This is a genomic window from Salmonella sp. SA15303 (assembly GCF_029962125.1).
Classification (GTDB): Bacteria; Pseudomonadota; Gammaproteobacteria; order Enterobacterales; family Enterobacteriaceae; genus Salmonella; species Salmonella enterica.
In genome coordinates this window covers 3,723,258-3,740,198 of record NZ_CP123924.1, presented here as the reverse complement: position 1 = coordinate 3,740,198, position 16,941 = coordinate 3,723,258, and the positions used below count along the sequence as shown (strand labels likewise).

Below are 16,941 nucleotides of genomic sequence, written 5' to 3'. Positions count from 1 at the left end.
CTACAGGCTTGTAGCTCAGGTGGTTAGAGCGCACCCCTGATAAGGGTGAGGTCGGTGGTTCAAGTCCACTCAGGCCTACCAAATTTTCCCTGAATACTGCGTTGTGAAATAACTCACATACTGATGTATGCTTCGTTATTCCACGCCTTGTCTCAGGAAAAATTATCGGTAAAGAGGTTCTGACTACACGATGGGGCTATAGCTCAGCTGGGAGAGCGCCTGCTTTGCACGCAGGAGGTCTGCGGTTCGATCCCGCATAGCTCCACCATCTCGTGAGTGTTTACAAAAAATACTTCAGAGTGTACCTGAAAGGGTTCACTGCGAAGTTTTGCTCTTTAAAAATCTGGATCAAGCTGAAAATTGAAACACAGAACAACGAAAGTTGTTCGTGAGTCTCTCAAATTTTCGCGACACGAGAATGTTTTACGAAACATCTTCGGGTTGTGAGGTTAAGCGACTAAGCGTACACGGTGGATGCCCTGGCAGTCAGAGGCGATGAAGGGCGTGCTAATCTGCGATAAGCGCCGGTAAGGTGATATGAACCGTTATAACCGGCGATACCCGAATGGGGAAACCCAGTGTGACTCGTCACACTATCATTAACTGAATCCATAGGTTAATGAGGCGAACCGGGGGAACTGAAACATCTAAGTACCCCGAGGAAAAGAAATCAACCGAGATTCCCCCAGTAGCGGCGAGCGAACGGGGAGGAGCCCAGAGCCTGAATCAGCATGTGTGTTAGTGGAAGCGTCTGGAAAGGCGCGCGATACAGGGTGACAGCCCCGTACACAAAAGCGCATGTGCTGTGAGCTCGATGAGTAGGGCGGGACACGTGGTATCCTGTCTGAATATGGGGGGACCATCCTCCAAGGCTAAATACTCCTGACTGACCGATAGTGAACCAGTACCGTGAGGGAAAGGCGAAAAGAACCCCGGCGAGGGGAGTGAAAAAGAACCTGAAACCGTGTACGTACAAGCAGTGGGAGCACAGGTTTACCTGTGTGACTGCGTACCTTTTGTATAATGGGTCAGCGACTTATATTCTGTAGCAAGGTTAACCGTATAGGGGAGCCGGAGGGAAACCGAGTCTTAATTGGGCGTTAAGTTGCAGGGTATAGACCCGAAACCCGGTGATCTAGCCATGGGCAGGTTGAAGGTTGGGTAACACTAACTGGAGGACCGAACCGACTAATGTTGAAAAATTAGCGGATGACCTGTGGCTGGGGGTGAAAGGCCAATCAAACCGGGAGATAGCTGGTTCTCCCCGAAAGCTATTTAGGTAGCGCCTCGTGAATTCATCTCCGGGGGTAGAGCACTGTTTCGGCTAGGGGGCCATCCCGGCTTACCAACCCGATGCAAACTGCGAATACCGGAGAATGTTATCACGGGAGACACACGGCGGGTGCTAACGTCCGTCGTGAAGAGGGAAACAACCCAGACCGCCAGCTAAGGTCCCAAAGTCATGGTTAAGTGGGAAACGATGTGGGAAGGCCCAGACAGCCAGGATGTTGGCTTAGAAGCAGCCATCATTTAAAGAAAGCGTAATAGCTCACTGGTCGAGTCGGCCTGCGCGGAAGATGTAACGGGGCTAAACCATGCACCGAAGCTGCGGCAGCGACACTGTGTGTTGTTGGGTAGGGGAGCGTTCTGTAAGCCTGTGAAGGTGTGTCGTGAGGCATGCTGGAGGTATCAGAAGTGCGAATGCTGACATAAGTAACGATAAAGCGGGTGAAAAGCCCGCTCGCCGGAAGACCAAGGGTTCCTGTCCAACGTTAATCGGGGCAGGGTGAGTCGACCCCTAAGGCGAGGCCGAAAGGCGTAGTCGATGGGAAACGGGTTAATATTCCCGTACTTGGTGTTACTGCGAAGGGGGGACGGAGAAGGCTATGTTGGCCGGGCGACGGTTGTCCCGGTTTAAGCGTGTAGGTGTGTGTTCCAGGTAAATCCGGTTCACTTTAACACTGAGGCGTGACGACGAGGCACTACGGTGCTGAAGCAACAAATGCCCTGCTTCCAGGAAAAGCCTCTAAGCATCAGGTAACATCAAATCGTACCCCAAACCGACACAGGTGGTCAGGTAGAGAATACCAAGGCGCTTGAGAGAACTCGGGTGAAGGAACTAGGCAAAATGGTGCCGTAACTTCGGGAGAAGGCACGCTGACACGTAGGTGAAGTGATTTACTCATGGAGCTGAAGTCAGTCGAAGATACCAGCTGGCTGCAACTGTTTATTAAAAACACAGCACTGTGCAAACACGAAAGTGGACGTATACGGTGTGACGCCTGCCCGGTGCCGGAAGGTTAATTGATGGGGTCAGCGCAAGCGAAGCTCCTGATCGAAGCCCCGGTAAACGGCGGCCGTAACTATAACGGTCCTAAGGTAGCGAAATTCCTTGTCGGGTAAGTTCCGACCTGCACGAATGGCGTAATGATGGCCAGGCTGTCTCCACCCGAGACTCAGTGAAATTGAACTCGCTGTGAAGATGCAGTGTACCCGCGGCAAGACGGAAAGACCCCGTGAACCTTTACTATAGCTTGACACTGAACATTGAGCCTTGATGTGTAGGATAGGTGGGAGGCTTTGAAGCGTGGACGCCAGTCTGCGTGGAGCCGACCTTGAAATACCACCCTTTAATGTTTGATGTTCTAACGTGGACCCGTGATCCGGGTTGCGGACAGTGTCTGGTGGGTAGTTTGACTGGGGCGGTCTCCTCCTAAAGAGTAACGGAGGAGCACGAAGGTTGGCTAATCCTGGTCGGACATCAGGAGGTTAGTGCAATGGCATAAGCCAGCTTGACTGCGAGCGTGACGGCGCGAGCAGGTGCGAAAGCAGGTCATAGTGATCCGGTGGTTCTGAATGGAAGGGCCATCGCTCAACGGATAAAAGGTACTCCGGGGATAACAGGCTGATACCGCCCAAGAGTTCATATCGACGGCGGTGTTTGGCACCTCGATGTCGGCTCATCACATCCTGGGGCTGAAGTAGGTCCCAAGGGTATGGCTGTTCGCCATTTAAAGTGGTACGCGAGCTGGGTTTAGAACGTCGTGAGACAGTTCGGTCCCTATCTGCCGTGGGCGCTGGAGAACTGAGGGGGGCTGCTCCTAGTACGAGAGGACCGGAGTGGACGCATCACTGGTGTTCGGGTTGTCATGCCAATGGCACTGCCCGGTAGCTAAATGCGGAAGAGATAAGTGCTGAAAGCATCTAAGCACGAAACTTGCCCCGAGATGAGTTCTCCCTGAGACTTAAAGTCTCCTGAAGGAACGTTGAAGACGACGACGTTGATAGGCCGGGTGTGTAAGCGCAGCGATGCGTTGAGCTAACCGGTACTAATGAACCGTGAGGCTTAACCTTACAACGCCGAAGATGTTTTGGCGGATGAGAGACGATTTTCAGCACTGATTCAGAGTTGAGTACGCAATAATTTGCGCAGCAGCAAGGCGGCAAGCGAAGGAAAGGAAGGAGCATACAGAAGTATGTGACTGAGTTTACGAGCGCAGGCAACGCCGCTGATGCGATAAAGAATTGCGTACAGAGCACAAAGAATTTGCCTGGCGGCACTAGCGCGGTGGTCCCACCTGACCCCATGCCGAACTCAGAAGTGAAACGCCGTAGCGCCGATGGTAGTGTGGGGTCTCCCCATGCGAGAGTAGGGAACTGCCAGGCATCAAATTAGAAGTATGGCATTAACTTTCGGGGCAGTTCACTACTCGACAGAGAGTAGGACAAAAGCGAAAGCTTTTGAACGTTGCGAAGCAACGGCCCGAAGGGTGAATCACGAAGTGATTCATAAACTGCCAGGCATCAAATTGCAGTAAACCGGGATGAAAATCCGGGTTGTGACAAAGAAATTCGGTGGAGCGGTAGTTCAGTTGGTTAGAATACCTGCCTGTCACGCAGGGGGTCGCGGGTTCGAGTCCCGTCCGTTCCGCCACTTATTAAGAGCCCTGAGCATTAGCTCAGGGCTTTTTCTTTTCCTGTCATTTAATTATTGCTCAATTCGCAAAAATCCTCTGCATTTCTCGCTCTTTTTCTGCAAAGCGCTGAAGGTCATAATTCCCTCAGTTAACGAACATAGTGATTAAAAAGAGGAATTCTATGACTATCCCTGCATTCGGTTTAGGTACTTTTCGCCTGAAAGACGACGTGGTTATCGCTTCTGTTAAAACGGCGCTTGAACTGGGCTACCGTGCTGTCGACACTGCGCAAATCTATGATAATGAAGCGGCTGTTGGACAGGCGATTGCTGAGAGCGGCGTACCGCGTAGCGAGCTGTACATCACCACCAAGATCTGGATTGAAAACCTTAGCAAAGACAAGCTAATCCCAAGCCTGAAAGAGAGCCTGAAAAAACTGCGTACCGATTATGTCGATCTGACGCTGATCCACTGGCCATCTCCGGGTGATGCCGTGTCTGTCGAAGAATTTATGCAGGCATTGCTTGAAGCTAAAAAACAAGGGCTGACTCGCGAAATTGGCATTTCAAACTTCACCATTCCGTTGATGGAAAAGGCTATTGCCGCGGTGGGCGCACACAATATCGCCACCAACCAGATTGAGCTATCTCCGTATCTGCAGAATCGTAAGGTGGTTGACTGGGCGAAAGCGCACGGTATCCATATCACCTCTTATATGACGCTGGCATACGGTAAAGCGCTGAAAGATGAAGTGATTGCACGCATTGCGGCTAAACATAATGCGACCCCGGCGCAGGTTATTCTGGCATGGGCAATGGGTGAAGGTTACTCGGTGATCCCTTCATCCACCAGGCGTGAAAACCTGGCAAGCAACCTGCTGGCACTGGACCTGCATCTGGATGTCGAAGATAAAAATGCGATCGCGGCACTGGACTGCAACGATCGTCTGGTTAGCCCGGAAGGACTGGCTCCTGCCTGGGATTAATTACCCGCTCCTTTGTACCTTTACCCCTCTTTCACAGCTCCTGCGGGAGCTGTTCTTATATATTCGCTCAAAAAGTCGATAAATGCCCGAATACGTGTGCTGACGGCGCGATCGCTGTAGTAAACGGCGCTGAAAGGCATTTCTACCGGCAGACGTTTATCGGCCAGCAGTTCCACCAGTTCTCCCCGCGCGATCTCTTTATCAATCATATAATCTGAAAGACATGCAATGCCGTTACCGTTCAGGCAAAGTTGTTTTAACGTTTCCCCGCTGTTGGAAGAAATCCCACATTCGATCTCATGGAGCTGCCCATCGCTACAGGCTATTGGCCAGGTATTGAGCGAGATGGGTTCAGAGAACCCCAGGCACAGATGCCGTTTTAACTCTTCAACGCTCTCAGGCTTGCCAAAGCGGGCAATATAGTCAGGTGAAGCGATAATCTTGCGATAGCTGGTAAATAACGGGCGCGCGCGCAGACTTGAATCTGTCAACGTGCCTGCGCGTATCGCAACATCCACTTTTCGTTCAATAAGATTGATGAACGTTTCTGAGGAGACAAGAGACAACGTCATTTCCGGATACCGTTCACGAAAAGGTTTAATCAGCGGCATCAGGAAATGCAGCATTACCGGCGTTGCCGCATCGATACGCAGTAAGCCGCGCGGGGTATTACGCGACTCCATGATTTCCGTTTCTGCGGCGGCCATTTCTTGCAGTATCTGCTGCACGCGCCTGAAGTATCGCTCTCCTTCTTCAGTCAGGCTCAGCTGTCGGGTCGTACGATTAAGCAGACTGACGCCGAGCTTCATCTCCAGCTTTTTAACTGCCCGGCTGACAGCGGAATTGGCCTGTCCAAGCTGCTCTGCCGCCCGGCTGAAGCTGCCGCTTTCCACGACAGCGACAAAAATTGCGAGTTCTTCGGAGGTGGCTTTCATCTTTGCTCCTGAAGCAAAATTAAATTGATATTTTGGCTATTTTTGTCATTAAAACATCCAGGCATACTGCGTGTCATCTGATTACTGCTGTTATGGAGTTATGTATGCCTCTCGCTTTATTTGCACTGACAATAAGTGCTTTCGCTATCGGTACGACTGAGTTTGTGATTGTCGGCCTGGTGCCGACCATTGCTCAACAACTGGCTATCTCGTTACCTTCCGCCGGAATGCTGGTTTCAATCTATGCGCTGGGTGTGGCTATTGGCGCGCCGGTGCTAACCGCGCTGACCGGACGCCTGCCGCGTAAACAGTTACTGGTCGCGCTGATGGTCTTGTTTACGGCGGGGAATTTGCTGGCATGGCAGGCACCGGGCTATATGACATTAATCGTCGCCCGTCTGCTGACGGGCCTGGCGCACGGCGTGTTCTTCTCGATTGGATCTACCATCGCGACAAGTCTGGTGCCAAAAGAGAAAGCGGCTTCTGCGATCGCTATTATGTTTGGTGGTTTAACGGTAGCTCTGGTCACGGGCGTGCCGCTGGGAACATTTATCGGTCAGCATTTTGGCTGGCGTGAGACCTTCCTTGCGGTATCACTGTTAGGCGTGATTGCGCTGATGAGCAGTCAACTGCTGATCCCGGCCAACATTCCCGGTCGGGCGGCCGCCAGCATTCGTGACCAGGTGAAAGTACTGACTCATCCTCGTCTGTTGCTGATTTACGCCGTTACGGCGCTTGGCTACGGCGGGGTATTCACGGCATTCACCTTCCTGGCGCCGATGATGCAGGATCTGGCGGGATTCTCCCCGGCAGCAGTAAGCTGGATCCTACTGGGTTATGGCGTATCTGTGGCTATCGGCAATATCTGGGGCGGTAAACTGGCGGATAAGCATGGCGCCGTGCCGGCGCTGAAATTCATTTTCGCCGCGCTGTTTGTTCTGCTGATGGTCTTCCAGGTGACGGCCTCCACGCAGTATGCCGCGCTGGCTACCATTCTGGTGATGGGGATCTTTGCCTTCGGTAACGTACCGGGTTTGCAGGTCTACGTGGTACAGAAAGCGGAACAATTCACGCCTAATGCGGTAGATGTGGCGTCAGGTCTGAACATTGCGGCGTTTAACATTGGTATTGCGCTGGGCTCCGTGATTGGCGGGCAAACGGTGGAGCATTACGGTTTGGCGCAGACGCCGTGGATTGGCGCCCTCATTGTTCTGGTGGCTTTCCTGCTGGTGGGCGTCAGCGGACGTCTTGATAAACCTGTACGCATTGCTCTGGAGTAAATTATTGATGTAAGCGCCTACTTACAAAACAAACTGCAATTGTTCGTTGAAAGTGAGTGCTAAAATCCCTATAACAGAAGAACCAGTCCGGTTGAGGACTGGTTGACGTTACAGAGGTTTGAAAGTCAAAAGTGCGAAAAAACACCTATGCGATGCGCTATGTTGCCGGACAGCCCGCCGAGCGGATTTTGCCGCCAGGGTCGTTTGCGAGCATTGGCCAGGCATTGCCCGCCGGGGAACCGCTAAGCAGTGAAGAGCGGATCCGTATCCTCGTGTGGAATATATTCAAGCAGCAGCGAGCCGAATGGTTATCGGTGCTGAAGAACTACGGCAAAGATGCGCATCTGGTCCTGTTGCAGGAGGCACAGACGACGCCTGAACTGGTACAGTTTGCCACCGCTAACTATCTTGCCGCCGACCAGGTTCCCGCTTTTGTATTACCTCAGCATCCGTCTGGCGTCATGACGCTTTCTGCCGCCCATCCTGTTTACTGCTGCCCTTTACGGGAAAGAGAACCAATTTTACGTTTGGCGAAATCAGCCCTGGTGACGGTATATCCCTTGCCGGATACCCGTTTATTAATGGTAGTAAATGTTCATGCGGTAAATTTTAGTCTGGGCGTGGACGTATACAGTAAGCAGTTACTTCCGATCGGCGACCAGATTGCGCACCATAGCGGCCCTGTCATTATGGCGGGTGATTTTAATGCCTGGAGCCGCCCACGTATGAATGCGTTGTACCGCTTTGCACGTGAGATGTCGTTGCGCCAGGTGCGTTTCACTGACGATCAGCGCCGTCGTGCGTTTGGACGACCGCTGGATTTTGTTTTTTATCGTGGTTTAAACGTGAATGAAGCCTCCGTACTGGTGACGCGCGCTTCCGATCACAATCCGCTACTCGTTGAATTCAGTCCCGGCAAACCTGAGCAATAAAGGTGCGTCAGGTCTGCCGTGGGGCAGGCCTCTGCGGGTGCTGCCCTTTACTTTTCTCATAACAGAAGGGCACTACCATGACAACGCATTCCCACCATGACAATGTTGAAAAGCAGTTTGGTTCACAGGCGAACGCCTATTTACATAGCGCCGTTCACGCAGCGGGTCGTGACTTAGCGCGGCTGGCGCAAAGGCTGTCTGATTTTTCCCACGCGAACGTACTGGATATGGGATGTGGAGCTGGACACGCGAGTTTTGTCGCTGCGCAACATGCCAATTCGGTCGTGGCATACGATTTATCAGCCAGCATGCTTGAGGTTGTCGCTGGAGCGGCGGAAGAAAGACATTTAAGTAATATTACTCTCCGGCAAGGCTATGCCGAAAAACTGCCCTTTGAAGATGCATCGTTTGAGATGGTGATTAGCCGCTATTCCGCGCATCACTGGCACGACGTTGGTCAGGCATTGCGTGAGGTTAATCGTGTATTAAAGCCCGGTGGCGTGCTGATTATCATGGATGTCATGTCGCCTGGACATCCTGTACGCGATATCTGGCTGCAAACGGTGGAGGCGTTACGCGACACGTCGCATGTCCGTAACTATTCCAGTGGCGAATGGCTGGCGATGGTCAATAACGCGATGCTGGTAACGAATACCGTGATAACAGATCGTTTATCGCTGGAGTTTCGCTCATGGGTAACGCGGATGCGTACGTCAGCGCCGTTGGTTGAGGCGATTCGATTATATCAGGCGAGCGCCCCGGTAGAGGTGAAGCGTTATTTTGAGTTGCAGGATGACGGCTCGTTTAGCAGCGATACTATCATGCTGGAAGCGCATAAAGCGGTATAGCAATTTAAAAGGCGCCGGGGGAAGCGGCGCCTTTTGGCTTTTTCGTCGGACAATATCAGGAGTCTGGCGTGCTATTGTCCTTCACAAACAACGTAAGCTGATCGCCCGGTTGTAGATTATCCGTATCATGGTTCCAACGCATCACATCTTTGATATTCACCCCGTGACGTCTGGCGATACTGGAAAGCGAATCGCCTTTACGGACACGATAGGTAATGCTATCGCTATTGTTTGCCAGTCGTTGCGCGCTGCTGCCAGCGCCCACGGTCAGGCTTTGCCCGATTTTCAGGCGCGAACCACGCAGGTTGTTCCACTGCTGCAAGTCCTTCGTGCTTACGCCAAGCCGCGAAGCAATACCGGAAAGCGTATCGCCAGAGCGCACCTTATAGCTACGGCTATTCAACGGCGTATTGTCGGCGATCAGTTGGGACTGAACGGCGTCAATCTCACCGGAAGCCAGCGACTCACGCAACTGCTCGGCATGCTTTTTGGGCACCATAACATATTGCGGACCGCTTACGCCTAAGGTAGACCCTTTTACACCGGCATTAAACGTCTTCAGCTTGCTGATAGACATGCCCGCCATATCCGCAACCTGGGCCATTTCAACTGGACTGTTTAAACGAACTCGTGCCAGCGCTCGGCTTTCATCTGTTGTTGGCAGACGTACGCCGTAGCGTTTGCTGTTTTTGAGAATTTCACTCAATGCCAGCATTTTAGGTACGTAGAGTTTTGTTTCTCTGGGCAAAGAAAGCGACCAGAAATCCGTCGGTTTTCCACGCGCTTTGTTTGCTTTAATTGCCCGCATAACACGGCCTTCGCCGCTGTTATACGCTGCAACGGTTAACAGCCAGTCGCCGTCAAACATTTTGTTCAGACGCTGCATCATGTCTAACGCGGCGGTCGTAGAGGCTACAACATCGCGACGCGCGTCATAATTACGGGTCTGCTTTAAACCATAATTGCGCCCTGTGCTCGGTATGATCTGCCAGATGCCTGCGGCATTGGCGCCAGACGTTGCGTGAGGATCAAAAGCGCTCTCCACTATGGGTAGTAGTACCAGCTCCATAGGCATGTTACGTTTCTTAACCTGCCCCGCTATCCAGTACATATACGGCTCTGCCCGTAAAGTTACATCGTGGAGATAGCTCTTATTGCGTAAATACTTCTGTTTCTGTTCGCGAATCCGGCTGTTTTCCGGAATTCCCATCTTTAGCTCGTCGCCAATGAAAGCCCACAAGTCCTGATCTGGCGCGATAGACGTTCCGTCGTCCATCCATCGTGCCTGACTCGTAAACTTTCCTGCTTCCCCTTGACCAGCTGCAGAAAGGCTCTGTGCGTGCTGTTGGACGTTGCCAGTGTTCTGAGACGTCTGGCACCCCACAAGCAGGACAGAGGCGAGTAATATCGCTTTTGCCTTCATGTGTGTGTCAATAGTTGCTTAAAAGACGACCGATCATAACGGCGAAGTTAGCGAATGACAAGTAAGAATTATCAGAACGTGTCTTTCTTTGACCTTAACCATGCAAAACGCGCTTCTGGTTGTTGCAATATTGTTTCTTTGTTTATTTCGTTAATTAAATCAATATCTTCAGTTCTTAAAAAAAGATTAATCTTACGCTCATTTTTAAGAATAACGGGTAATGTCATTTGTTTTTTTACACGTAACTCTTTAACTTTACGATAATATTCATTTATGAACGAATCGTGCGGAAGTATGCTCAATGCGAACTTAATGTTAGCTAAAGTGTATTCGTGAGCGCAGCAAATGAGAGTGTCGTCAGGCAGAGAGTTAATTTTCATAAGTGACTGATACATCTGTGATGGCGTGCCTTCAAACAGTCGACCACAGCCGCCAGAAAACAGCGTGTCGCCGCAGAATAAGTAAGGGTGGCTAAAGTAACAGACGTGTCCTAACGTGTGGCCCGGCGTGGCAAAAAGAGTAAATTTCTCGCCTAAAACGCGAATAGTATCGCCATCGCCAACAAGATGGGTTGCTCCCTTGTCTTGCGTTTCCGCCGGTCCATAAACCGTCATTTGCGGGAAGTGTTGCAACAGCTCTTTGACTCCGCCAACATGGTCGTGATGGTGATGCGTCAGAAAAATCGCCTCCGGCATCCACTTATGTTCAGCAATGGCCTTTAAGACGGGGGCCGCTTCGCCGGGATCAACAATCACACAGCGGCCTTCATCATTGGTCAGCACCCAGATGTAATTGTCCTGAAACGCGGGAATACTGTTAAGATTCATATATTACCTCTCAAATAATTAGCGGAAGGTTGCGATGAAACCGGCAAGGCTCTCTCAAACTGTCGTTGCGCCCGGATGTTGGGGTGAGTTGCCCTGGGGCAATTACTACCGTGAGGCGCTGGAACAGCAGCTAAATCCGTGGCTTGCAAAAATGTATGGTTTCCATTTGCTTAAAATCGGTAATTTAAGCGCAGAAATCAATTCCGAAGCGTGCGCGGTCTCCCATCAGGTGAATGTTTCATCGCAGGGCTCACCGATGCAGGTTCTGGCCGATCCGCTACACCTTCCTTTTGCGGGTAAATCCGTCGATGTTTGTCTGCTGGCGCATACTTTGCCGTGGTGTACCGACCCGCACCGTTTATTGCGGGAAGCCGACCGCGTATTGATTGATGACGGTTGGCTGGTCATCAGTGGATTTAACCCGCTGAGTTTGATGGGGTTACGTAAACTGGTACCCGTTTTACGTAAAACACCGCCCTATAATAGTCGGATGTTTACCCTTATGCGGCAACTGGACTGGCTGTCTTTACTCAATTTCGAAGTGCTACATTATAGCCGTTTTCATGTCTTACCCTGGAAAAAGCAGGGAGGGCGGCTTTTAAATACGCATATCCCGGCGCTGGGCTGTTTACAGCTTATTGTGGCCCGTAAGCGGACCATTCCGCTTACGCTTAATCCGCTGCGACATAATAAAAGTAAAACCCCTATCCGCCAGACCGTTGGCGCCACCCGGCAATATCGCAAACCGGATGGCTAAGCTTCTGCCTGGTAGCCACTATCTTCCTGCGTGGGATTCATTGCCGCGGCGCGCGCCAGTTCATCACAACGCTCGTTTTCGGGATGGCCTGCATGGCCTTTGACCCATACCCATTTGATCTGATGCTGACCTAACGCAGCATCGAGACGTTTCCAGAGATCGACATTTTTTACGGGTTTCTTTTCCGCTGTTTTCCAGCCGCGTTTCTTCCAGTTATGAATCCATTGGGTAATTCCTTGCCGCACATATTGGCTGTCGGTGCTCAATGTTACTTCGCAATGTTCTTTTAACGCTTCAAGCGCGACGATCGCCGCCATCAGTTCCATACGGTTATTGGTGGTCAGCGTGTAACCTTCACTAAACGTTTTTTCATGACCACGATAGCGTAAGATAGCGCCATAACCACCAGGCCCTGGATTCCCCAGGCAAGAGCCATCGGTGAAAATTTCTACCTGTTTAAGCATCTCTGGTAGACTTCCTGTAATTGAAATCGATAACAAAACGCAAGTCTGACATAAATGACCGATATGAGCACTGCAATTACACGACAGATTGTCCTCGATACCGAAACCACCGGTATGAACCAGATAGGCGCGCACTATGAAGGTCACAAGATTATTGAGATCGGTGCGGTTGAGGTGATAAACCGTCGTCTGACCGGCAACAATTTTCATGTTTACCTGAAGCCCGATCGCCTTGTCGATCCAGAGGCTTTTGGCGTACACGGTATTGCCGATGAGTTTCTGCTGGATAAGCCGGTTTTTGCTGATGTGGTCGATGAGTTTCTTGATTATATCCGCGACGCGGAGCTGGTCATCCATAACGCATCGTTCGATATCGGCTTTATGGATTATGAGTTTGGTCTGCTTAAACGCGATATTCCTAAAACCAATACTTTCTGCAAAGTTACCGACAGCCTGGCGTTGGCGCGGAAAATGTTCCCCGGCAAGCGTAACAGCCTTGATGCACTGTGTTCGCGTTATGAGATAGATAATAGCAAACGTACTTTGCACGGCGCATTGCTCGATGCCCAGATCCTTGCTGAAGTGTATCTGGCGATGACGGGCGGACAAACGTCCATGACGTTTGCGATGGAAGGAGAGACGCAACGGCAGCAAGGTGAAGCGACCATTCAGCGAATCGTTCGCCAGGCCAGCCGGTTACGGGTCGTTTTTGCCTCTGAGGAAGAGCTGGCTGCGCATGAATCGCGGCTTGATCTGGTGCAGAAAAAGGGCGGAAGTTGCCTTTGGCGGGCGTAATTTATTCCTTTTTAGGCTATAAAAATCATCCTTCGGGCGATTTTTGCAGCAACTGATTCAAAAGGTGAGAAAAAGCGTTGACGGGCGACACCGCAAACCGTAATATTCGCCTCGTTCCCAGCGGGAACATCACGGAGCGGTAGTTCAGTTGGTTAGAATACCTGCCTGTCACGCAGGGGGTCGCGGGTTCGAGTCCCGTCCGTTCCGCCACTATTCGAGGCCATGCTATTGATTAGCATGGCCTTTTTCTTTTCCTGTTTTTTCTGGTGTGCCATTCAGTATGCCATCAGCGTCCGGCTTGCATCGGTGTAAATCAGCCTGTACCGGACATCAGCGTGTCGATTGACCCTCATCCTGCCGCCACTCTCCCCGGGTAGTGTCTGGCGATGATGTCGTTCAGTTTATCCACCAGTTCCGGTCGTTTGAAAGTAATATGGGCAGTTCCCTTCTGAAAATATTTGATTTTAAACATCTCGTCCTCGTAACTGTTACTCCCTCTGTTATCGTGAATGTGATCGCCTAGGCGTCGGGTCACATCAGCACGGTTATCAGGAGCGGGTTTCCCATCCAGCAGCATAAGCATACGTTCCAGGTCAGCGAGCCGATCACGCTGCCAGCCCCAGTTCAGTCCAAATCCCCATCTGTCGCATTTTACCAGACCGTTCACGATAATTTTTTTCCCGAATTTACACGGCGAATTTGACTTAAAATCCCAGCTAAGGCTTTTGAACACATTAATCACACCGCGTTCAAACACCTCGTCTTTGCTCTGGTGCAGTTGCTCAAAGGTACTGAGTATATTCGCTTCACTGATGGCTGGAATATCATCACCTTCAAGGTTTCTGTACCACTGGTCACGGGCCTGAGCGTCCATCAGACTCAGCATTCCGGACTTCTTCATCAGGTCCCGCCATATGCTGCGATTGAGATTACGGGTAATAGCTTTCATTGCCGCTTCTGGTTTCTCCATCAGCCAGCAGCCGCAGCGAAAATCCTGCTTCATGCCCCAGTCCAGGGCGGCTTTACCGCCGATGCTTCTGGTCAGCGCCGATATTTCTGCAATCCGCTCAGTCACGGTTCTGATCTGTTCAAGTGCAGCGTTGCGTCCGGTGACGATACGTTCAATGCTGGTGGAGCAAATCATATCGGTATGGTCAGTTAAGACTTCGGGGTCGGCATTAGTGTGTTCTGACATTATTTTCTTTCCTTTATATAAGCACAAAACGCCGGTCTGTGAGGACCGGCGCTTATGCGAGTGTCAGTAAGGTGGTGTTACTGCGGAGAAAGTAAAAGCCGGAGGTAGTGTATCATCCGGACCTCGTTCAGGGCCTGTTCAACAGAGGGCAGGAGTGCTGCTGAACCGGTGAGAGTATCGTCGTTATCGAAGATGATCTCTGTACCACAGTCGATATTGTCCTGCAGCCAGCAGATCAGGATCTGCAGCCCTTCTTCAGTGGTTAATGGCATGTGTTTACCTCAGTGGGGAAGTGGGTTACCAGTCGAAGGTGGCAAAGCCTGGCAGGAGTTCGCCGAAAGCATCCAGGTGGAGAATACCAGCGGCGTAACGGCGTATCAGCGTCACCACTAACCGTCGACAGGCTTTCGACAGCCCCAGCCGTTTAAGCCGCAGAACCGGAAATGACCATGCCTCCAGGTGGAGTAAGTAGCCGGAGCCGGTATACAAAATCCACTCCGACTCGCCAAAGTCTTCATACTGGTGTGAAAGGGTAAACAGCAGAGCATTGTCTTTCTCCGTGATATGTGCGGTGCTGCACTGAATGCCGTTAACGCGGGCGACGGGCGGAAGCGGATCTTCAACAATCAGCTTTCCGGGCTCGTCAGCAACGCGAAGTGAATATCCGTTATCACAGACCACATCGATCAGGCTGGCGAGTTCAATACCGTCGATATCCACGACGATCCGGCCCCCATTAAGGGCCCGGACGTTGATTGTATCGGCTTCCACGGTCATGGACAGCTTCATCGTGCCACCCCGCTGTATCTGCCGGTGGTGATGTCGGTAACGGCCCGGTAGCCACGACGTTTCATCAGGCCACAGGCTTTTCTGGCGCGGAGAATATCGATACGGGTAATGAACGGAGACTGCACTGCAATACTGAATCCCGGGCGGTCGGTCCGGACCAGGTCATATTTTTCAACAATACCGTTCAGCGCATCGCACAGGGAGATGCCGGCGTTGATATGCTGCTCAATGACGCCGTCGTTAGCAAACGGGGTGTCGTTCAGCATCAGACCGTAGTGTTGCAGCAGCAGATGCGACAGCAGGGTCTGCCAGATGCCGACAGGCGTGGGGTGTGACGAAGTCGCCCCGGGCGGGAGTGAGGGTAAAATCTGCATAATGTGTTCTCTGTTGGTGGAAGGTAAGAAATGAACCGGAAGGGAGTGACGAAAAAGTTTAACCGAAGCGCTGGCCGGTTTCGGTGAAGGTGTAACCGCCGGCGATAAGCGCCTCATCCACGGCCTCCGGTGAGGTCAGCCAGTCGTATTGCGTTTCAAGTTGCTGATATAACCAGCGGGCCAGATCGCGTAACGCGTCACCCAGGACACCGTCTGCGTCATCGGTGGCTTCCTGACCGGTGGGGGAGTCCCGCTCAACAGTAATGTGCATACTGTATTCATGGTAATAGCGCCCCTGATGCTGAATATCAGCCTGAAGCTGCCAGAGGTTACGCTGCTGGATTGCCTGCAGCTCATCAGCAATACGGTGAAGCGCTTCGTCCTGAGGCGCATGCTTTCTGATGTGTTGTGCGGCACCGGGCTGATAGTGGTACAGCCCCTCAAAGCAGGCTCCGTCCCCCTGACAGCAGAAACCGGAAAACCAGATACAGGCTTTTTCGTAGGATCTGCCGCCGGTGGTGGTGAAGATACGTGTTTTGAGTCTCACGCCCAGGATGTTGCAAATCAGGGTGAAATCCTCATAAACAGCGTCGTACCACTCATACTCCAGCCCCCCTTCGCAGTACCAGGCGCGGGCCTTCTTGCGGGCTGACTCTGAGAGTTCATCAGACAGATACACCGTGGTGGAAATGACCCGGCTCATCGTGCCATACCTCCGGTTTCAGGCGGTTCTCCGGGGTAAATGGCGAGATAAATGTAGCCGCACGACCCGAGTGAGTCGGCCTCGCATACCAGTCCCTTTGCGTACAGGGTGACGCAGTGCTGATGGCGGGGATTAAGCTCACCGGAAAGTAACATCAGCTCCAGTTGTTTCAGTAGTACCGGAAAGGCCTGGTCCAGGTGACGTAAATCCGCGTCGCTGAACTGTCCGGTAATGCCGGCGCGGTCAGCCAGGTAATGCAGGCGGTTGCCCTCCTGAACCAGCCGTGCGCCAAAACATGGTGACACATTGCGGCGGAGTCCCCACCAGGGAGACGTGAGGTCATGTACGGTGGTTGTGGTCTTCGTCATTTAAGGGTTCCTCTGACAAGGGGGATTCATCAGATTTCGGGTAAATCATCAGGCTGACAGCGCCCTGTGGACCGGGTTCTGATCCACAGGTCAGCCCGTTGTGGTGAAAGACATGCGGCGTCTGTGCCTCCGGTGAGCCGGGGGACGCCATCGTGACCATCTGCTGTAATATCAGCGGGAAGGCCTGCTCCAGCCAGCGGGCCTCCTCCTCCGTGAATGCCGCCCTGATATCGTCCCTGCTGGTCTGTAAACGGAACAGACAGCCGTCCTGCAGCAGACGGCCCCGGATGCAGGGGACTGAATGATTATCCGGTTGTTTGCGGTCGGGGTTATCTGACATCGGTTTTCC

General features: G+C 52.0%; 17 protein-coding genes, 4 tRNA genes and 2 rRNA genes. 12 read left to right on the top strand and 11 right to left on the bottom strand.

Features of this window, described 5'->3' with window-relative positions; all coding sequences use genetic code 11:
- The first annotated feature begins 4 nt into the window (after positions 1-4).
- The 6 genes from QEN31_RS18570 (at position 5) to dkgB (ending at position 4,902) form a co-directional block, all read left to right on the top strand.
- Positions 5-81 (top strand) — tRNA-Ile (locus QEN31_RS18570).
- Positions 82-192: 111 nt separating this feature from the next.
- Positions 193-268 (top strand) — tRNA-Ala (locus QEN31_RS18565).
- Positions 269-447: 179 nt separating this feature from the next.
- A 23S ribosomal RNA gene (locus QEN31_RS18560) occupies positions 448-3,354 on the top strand.
- A gap of 196 nt (positions 3,355-3,550) precedes the next feature.
- A 5S ribosomal RNA gene (gene rrf / locus QEN31_RS18555) occupies positions 3,551-3,666 on the top strand.
- 191 nt (positions 3,667-3,857) lie between these two features.
- Positions 3,858-3,934 (top strand) — tRNA-Asp (locus tag QEN31_RS18550).
- 164 nt (positions 3,935-4,098) lie between these two features.
- Positions 4,099-4,902, top strand: coding sequence for a 2,5-didehydrogluconate reductase DkgB (dkgB, locus tag QEN31_RS18545; protein ID WP_000154881.1), 804 nt, complete (start codon positions 4,099-4,101; stop codon positions 4,900-4,902).
- Positions 4,903-4,922: 20 nt separating this feature from the next.
- Here dkgB and yafC read toward each other — a convergent pair whose 3' ends face one another.
- Complete coding sequence (yafC, locus tag QEN31_RS18540; RefSeq protein ID WP_000648540.1) at positions 4,923-5,837, bottom strand: DNA-binding transcriptional regulator YafC; 915 nt, start codon at positions 5,835-5,837, stop codon at positions 4,923-4,925.
- Positions 5,838-5,941: 104 nt separating this feature from the next.
- Between yafC and QEN31_RS18535 the strand changes: the two genes are divergently transcribed.
- The 3 genes from QEN31_RS18535 (at position 5,942) to QEN31_RS18525 (ending at position 8,897) form a co-directional block, all read left to right on the top strand.
- Positions 5,942-7,117, top strand: a complete 1,176-nt coding sequence (locus tag QEN31_RS18535) for an MFS transporter (RefSeq protein ID WP_001127537.1) — start codon at positions 5,942-5,944, stop codon at positions 7,115-7,117.
- Between the two features lie 131 nt (positions 7,118-7,248).
- The gene (locus tag QEN31_RS18530; protein WP_001230970.1) at positions 7,249-8,049 is read left to right on the top strand and encodes an endonuclease/exonuclease/phosphatase family protein; all 801 of its coding nucleotides are present in this window, start codon (positions 7,249-7,251) and stop codon (positions 8,047-8,049) included.
- Positions 8,050-8,126: 77 nt separating this feature from the next.
- Entirely contained in the window at positions 8,127-8,897 is a 771-nt protein-coding gene (locus tag QEN31_RS18525; protein WP_000207216.1) for a class I SAM-dependent methyltransferase, read from the top strand.
- Between the two features lie 55 nt (positions 8,898-8,952).
- Here QEN31_RS18525 and mltD read toward each other — a convergent pair whose 3' ends face one another.
- Together mltD and gloB are read right to left on the bottom strand one after the other, a co-directional pair.
- Complete coding sequence (gene mltD, locus QEN31_RS18520; RefSeq protein ID WP_000644706.1) at positions 8,953-10,320, bottom strand: murein transglycosylase D; 1,368 nt, start codon at positions 10,318-10,320, stop codon at positions 8,953-8,955.
- Between the two features lie 71 nt (positions 10,321-10,391).
- Entirely contained in the window at positions 10,392-11,147 is a 756-nt protein-coding gene (gene gloB / locus QEN31_RS18515; protein WP_001052773.1) for a hydroxyacylglutathione hydrolase, read from the bottom strand.
- Positions 11,148-11,181: 34 nt separating this feature from the next.
- On the opposite strand from gloB, the gene QEN31_RS18510 reads away from it, so the two are divergent.
- Positions 11,182-11,904 (top strand): class I SAM-dependent methyltransferase, encoded by a 723-nt coding sequence (locus QEN31_RS18510; RefSeq protein ID WP_000801243.1) that lies wholly within the window; start codon positions 11,182-11,184, stop codon positions 11,902-11,904.
- Here QEN31_RS18510 and rnhA read toward each other — a convergent pair.
- Positions 11,901-12,368, bottom strand: a complete 468-nt coding sequence (rnhA, locus tag QEN31_RS18505) for a ribonuclease HI (RefSeq protein ID WP_000917872.1) — start codon at positions 12,366-12,368, stop codon at positions 11,901-11,903. The two genes, QEN31_RS18510 and rnhA, sit on opposite strands and share 4 nt — an antisense overlap.
- A gap of 63 nt (positions 12,369-12,431) precedes the next feature.
- Here rnhA and dnaQ point away from each other — a divergent pair, with 63 nt between their 5' ends.
- Together dnaQ and QEN31_RS18495 are read left to right on the top strand one after the other, a co-directional pair.
- Complete coding sequence (dnaQ, locus tag QEN31_RS18500; RefSeq protein ID WP_077905586.1) at positions 12,432-13,163, top strand: DNA polymerase III subunit epsilon; 732 nt, start codon at positions 12,432-12,434, stop codon at positions 13,161-13,163.
- A gap of 133 nt (positions 13,164-13,296) precedes the next feature.
- Positions 13,297-13,373: transfer RNA gene (locus QEN31_RS18495), tRNA-Asp, on the top strand.
- A gap of 139 nt (positions 13,374-13,512) precedes the next feature.
- On the opposite strand, the gene QEN31_RS18490 is transcribed toward QEN31_RS18495, so the two are convergent.
- From QEN31_RS18490 to QEN31_RS18460, 7 genes are all read right to left on the bottom strand, one after another.
- On the bottom strand, positions 13,513-14,358 hold the full coding sequence (locus QEN31_RS18490) for a DUF4942 domain-containing protein (protein WP_001289298.1): 846 nt from the start codon (positions 14,356-14,358) through the stop codon (positions 13,513-13,515).
- Between the two features lie 77 nt (positions 14,359-14,435).
- Positions 14,436-14,630, bottom strand: a complete 195-nt coding sequence (locus tag QEN31_RS18485) for a DUF957 domain-containing protein (protein ID WP_001537473.1) — start codon at positions 14,628-14,630, stop codon at positions 14,436-14,438.
- Positions 14,631-14,655: 25 nt separating this feature from the next.
- A complete protein-coding gene (locus tag QEN31_RS18480; RefSeq protein WP_000777708.1) occupies positions 14,656-15,147 on the bottom strand; it encodes a DUF5983 family protein in 492 nt (163 codons plus the stop codon).
- Entirely contained in the window at positions 15,144-15,521 is a 378-nt protein-coding gene (locus tag QEN31_RS18475) for a TA system toxin CbtA family protein (RefSeq protein ID WP_099949708.1), read from the bottom strand. The genes QEN31_RS18480 and QEN31_RS18475 overlap by 4 nt, the downstream gene beginning before the upstream one ends.
- Before the next feature lie 58 nt (positions 15,522-15,579).
- Positions 15,580-16,224 (bottom strand): hypothetical protein, encoded by a 645-nt coding sequence (locus QEN31_RS18470; protein WP_000091992.1) that lies wholly within the window; start codon positions 16,222-16,224, stop codon positions 15,580-15,582.
- Entirely contained in the window at positions 16,221-16,592 is a 372-nt protein-coding gene (locus tag QEN31_RS18465; RefSeq protein ID WP_000169463.1) for a type IV toxin-antitoxin system YeeU family antitoxin, read from the bottom strand. The genes QEN31_RS18470 and QEN31_RS18465 overlap by 4 nt, the downstream gene beginning before the upstream one ends.
- The gene (locus tag QEN31_RS18460) at positions 16,564-16,932 is read right to left on the bottom strand and encodes a type IV toxin-antitoxin system YeeU family antitoxin (protein WP_001282845.1); all 369 of its coding nucleotides are present in this window, start codon (positions 16,930-16,932) and stop codon (positions 16,564-16,566) included. Before QEN31_RS18460 ends, QEN31_RS18465 begins: the two co-directional genes overlap by 29 nt.
- Between the last annotated feature and the right edge of the window lie 9 nt (positions 16,933-16,941).

Excerpts from the sequence above, each read along its gene's own strand:
- QEN31_RS18465 (WP_000169463.1), bottom strand. The coding sequence starts at position 16,592 with ATGACGAAGACCACAACCACCGTACATGACCTCACGTCTCCCTGGTGG.
- rnhA (WP_000917872.1), bottom strand. The coding sequence starts at position 12,368 with ATGCTTAAACAGGTAGAAATTTTCACCGATGGCTCTTGCCTGGGGAAT.
- QEN31_RS18480 (WP_000777708.1), bottom strand. The coding sequence starts at position 15,147 with ATGAAGCTGTCCATGACCGTGGAAGCCGATACAATCAACGTCCGGGCC.
- dkgB (WP_000154881.1), top strand. The coding sequence starts at position 4,099 with ATGACTATCCCTGCATTCGGTTTAGGTACTTTTCGCCTGAAAGACGAC.
- QEN31_RS18510 (WP_000801243.1), top strand. The coding sequence starts at position 11,182 with ATGAAACCGGCAAGGCTCTCTCAAACTGTCGTTGCGCCCGGATGTTGG.
- QEN31_RS18535 (WP_001127537.1), top strand. The coding sequence starts at position 5,942 with ATGCCTCTCGCTTTATTTGCACTGACAATAAGTGCTTTCGCTATCGGT.
- QEN31_RS18470 (WP_000091992.1), bottom strand. The coding sequence starts at position 16,224 with ATGAGCCGGGTCATTTCCACCACGGTGTATCTGTCTGATGAACTCTCA.
- QEN31_RS18460 (WP_001282845.1), bottom strand. The coding sequence starts at position 16,932 with ATGTCAGATAACCCCGACCGCAAACAACCGGATAATCATTCAGTCCCC.
- gloB (WP_001052773.1), bottom strand. The coding sequence starts at position 11,147 with ATGAATCTTAACAGTATTCCCGCGTTTCAGGACAATTACATCTGGGTG.
- mltD (WP_000644706.1), bottom strand. The coding sequence starts at position 10,320 with ATGAAGGCAAAAGCGATATTACTCGCCTCTGTCCTGCTTGTGGGGTGC.
- QEN31_RS18485 (WP_001537473.1), bottom strand. The coding sequence starts at position 14,630 with ATGCCATTAACCACTGAAGAAGGGCTGCAGATCCTGATCTGCTGGCTG.
- QEN31_RS18490 (WP_001289298.1), bottom strand. The coding sequence starts at position 14,358 with ATGTCAGAACACACTAATGCCGACCCCGAAGTCTTAACTGACCATACC.
- QEN31_RS18525 (WP_000207216.1), top strand. The coding sequence starts at position 8,127 with ATGACAACGCATTCCCACCATGACAATGTTGAAAAGCAGTTTGGTTCA.
- QEN31_RS18475 (WP_099949708.1), bottom strand. The coding sequence starts at position 15,521 with ATGCAGATTTTACCCTCACTCCCGCCCGGGGCGACTTCGTCACACCCC.
- dnaQ (WP_077905586.1), top strand. The coding sequence starts at position 12,432 with ATGAGCACTGCAATTACACGACAGATTGTCCTCGATACCGAAACCACC.
- yafC (WP_000648540.1), bottom strand. The coding sequence starts at position 5,837 with ATGAAAGCCACCTCCGAAGAACTCGCAATTTTTGTCGCTGTCGTGGAA.